Annotated in this window: 2 protein-coding genes; both read left to right on the top strand. The window is 63.8% G+C overall.

From position 1 onward, the window contains the following. The first annotated feature begins 143 nt into the window (after positions 1-143). Positions 144-1,733, top strand: a complete 1,590-nt coding sequence (istA, locus tag E3O47_RS02680; RefSeq protein ID WP_241986063.1) for an IS21 family transposase — start codon at positions 144-146, stop codon at positions 1,731-1,733. Continuing rightward, on the top strand, positions 1,733-2,500 hold the full coding sequence (locus E3O47_RS02675) for an ATP-binding protein (RefSeq protein ID WP_134419454.1): 768 nt from the start codon (positions 1,733-1,735) through the stop codon (positions 2,498-2,500). Before istA ends, E3O47_RS02675 begins: the two co-directional genes overlap by 1 nt. The last annotated feature ends 99 nt before the right edge of the window (positions 2,501-2,599 follow it).

Here is a 2,599-nt window from a genome sequence, read left to right as displayed (position 1 = left end):
TGGCGAGTAGCGCTTGGTGGTAGCGGTAGTCCGGCGAGTTGGTAGCACGTTTCCGGGTACATGGTAGCGCTGGCGGTCACGGGACTGCTCTGCTGTGAGAAGACAACGCATACGGCGTTGTCGTTTCATTGTTAGGGCGGGTCATGGCGGACTATCGGAAAATACTGGGGTTATTACTGGAGGGGCGGAGTTACCGCGAAGTCGTCGAGATCGCGGGGTGCTCGCATCGCGACGTGGCCCGGGTTCGGCAGGAGGTCCAGGACCGGGGTCTGACCTCGATGGTCGCGATCACCGACGCTGAGCTCGCGAAGTGGTTCCCGGACGGGCGCCGGAAGGTATCGGAGGAGTACGTCCAGCCCGACCTGGCGCGGGTGGTGGCGTCGATGAAAACGAACCGGCACTTCACGTTGCTGTTGGCCTGGCGCCGTTACGTCGATACCAAAGACGCGGGCAAGAAGTATGGGTATTCGCAGTTCTGCGCCCTGTTCACGGACTATCTCCGCACCCATGATCTGGTGGCGGTGCTGCGGCACGAGCCGGGCCGAGCGATGCTGGTGGACTGGGCTGGCGACACCATCGATCTGGTTGACGCGGTCACCGGCGAGATCACCAGGGCGGTGCTGTTCGTGGCGGTTCTGCCGTTCTCGGGGATGATGTTTTGCCGCGCTTATGCGGATATGAAGTCCCCGGCCTGGCTCGACGCCCACGTTCAAGCGTTCACGTTCTATGGCGGCGTTCCGCAGATCGTCGTTCCGGACAACCCGACGACCTCGACCCACCAAACCCACAAGGGTGACGCGGAGCGGGTCGTGAATTCCCGGTATCAGCAGCTCGCCGACCATTACCAGTGCGCGATCGTCCCGGCCCGCGTGAAGCGCCCGCGCGATAAGGCAGCAGCCGAGAACGCGGTGAATGTGGTGAACAAACGCGTGATCGGTTACCTCGACGACGATGTCTTCACTTCCCTTACCGAGTTGAACGACGCGATCGACGAGCGGGTGCGAGAGATCAACCACGACATCCGCCGCGCGGACGATACGACCCGGTGGGAGAGATTTGACACCGAGGAACGGGAGTTCCTCGAGCCGTTACCGGACGCTGCGTTCGAGGACGTCTCCTGGAAGGAACTCAAGGCCGGCCGCAATTACCACGTCACCGCCGACACGCAACGTTATTCGGTGCCGTTCGCTCTGGCGGGCAAGCTGCTGCGGGTGAGGCTGACCTCGTCTCGGGTGACGGTCTTCGATGGACACGAGATGCTCTGCGAACACCCGCGGCTGACCGGCCGGAAGGGCCAGTACTCGACCCTGCCCGAGCACGTCCCGCCGCAACACCGCAACATCGACGGGCTCTGGTCCAAGCGGTGGTTCACCGACCGGGCCCGCAGCGTTGGGCCAGCAACAGTGGCCGTGATCGAGCAGATCCTCGACGGGCAAGCAATCGAGGCGCAAGGCTACCTGGCCTGCCAGAACATCCTCGACGGGCTCGGCAAAAACAACCGGGAACGGCTGGAAGCGGCCTGCCAGGAGCTCGTGAACCGCAGCGCCCATCCGACCTACTCGACACTGAAACGGTTGATGGCCGCGATCGACAGTGACACGAAAAAGCCTCGGCCGGTGGTCCCGGCAGCCTCAACACGCAAACGCGTCAGCGCCGTCGTTTTCCGCGACACCATGCCAGACGTTTACGTTCGCGACGCCTCCCACTACGCACGCGACGAGGAGGGAAACTGATGTTCACCAGCATCGATTACGACAAATTCCGAGCCCTGCGCGTCACCCACGTTGCAACGCGGCTGGAGGAACTCATCCAAGATGAGGGCAACGACACCCTCACCCCCGAGCAACTGTTCCTCACCGCCGTCGATGACGCGTTGGAGTCCCGGCGCATCAACAAGGTCGACAAACTCATCCGCCAGGCCGCCTTCCCGATCCCGGGAGCGACCGTCGCCGAGGTCGACTACCGCGACGGACGCGGAATCACCCCGGTCAGAATGCAACGCTATGCCGCCCACGACTGGCGCTCCGATGCGACAAACCTGCTCATCATCTCGCCCACCGGCGGCGGAAAAACCTACCTTGCCTGCGCGCTGGCCATCGGTGCCTGCCAAAGCGAACACTCCGTTCTCTACTTCCGGATGGACGACCTCGCCCGAAGGCTCGTCATCGCCCGCGGCGACGGCATCGCCCACCAGAAGCTGTTGAACGAGCTCTCTAACATCGACTTGCTCATCATCGATGACTTCCTCACCGTCGGGATCGACAGCGACGCAGCCAGCGACCTGTTCGCGATCCTCGCGAACCGAGAACACCGGCTGCCGACGATGATCGCTTCGCAGACCGGGCCGGCGCACTGGGTTGCCGAGCTGCCCGACCGGGTCGCGGCGGACTCGATCGTGAACCGCCTCGCCAACAACGCCCGGATCATCAACCTCGGCCAGATCGACATGCGCCGGCACCGCAACGACCAGGCCCGCTCCCAAGACGGCTACTGGGAGTGACGTTCAGCGGCCCGGGCACGCAGCCCGGGCCGCTACCACCTCGCCAGAACCGCGCTACCACCTGCATGGACTGGCGCTACCATCAAGCGCTACTCGCCA

Origin of the sequence: Cryobacterium sp. TMT2-17-1 (assembly GCF_004402765.1) — a bacterium.
Classification (GTDB): domain Bacteria; phylum Actinomycetota; class Actinomycetes; order Actinomycetales; family Microbacteriaceae; genus Cryobacterium; species Cryobacterium sandaracinum.
This window is presented reverse-complemented; position numbering and strand designations above follow the sequence as displayed.

What these genes read in the sequence shown, in the direction of transcription:
- istA (WP_241986063.1), top strand. Translation starts at nt 144, where the DNA reads ATGGCGGACTATCGGAAAATACTGGGGTTATTACTGGAGGGGCGGAGT.
- E3O47_RS02675 (WP_134419454.1), top strand. Translation starts at nt 1,733, where the DNA reads ATGTTCACCAGCATCGATTACGACAAATTCCGAGCCCTGCGCGTCACC.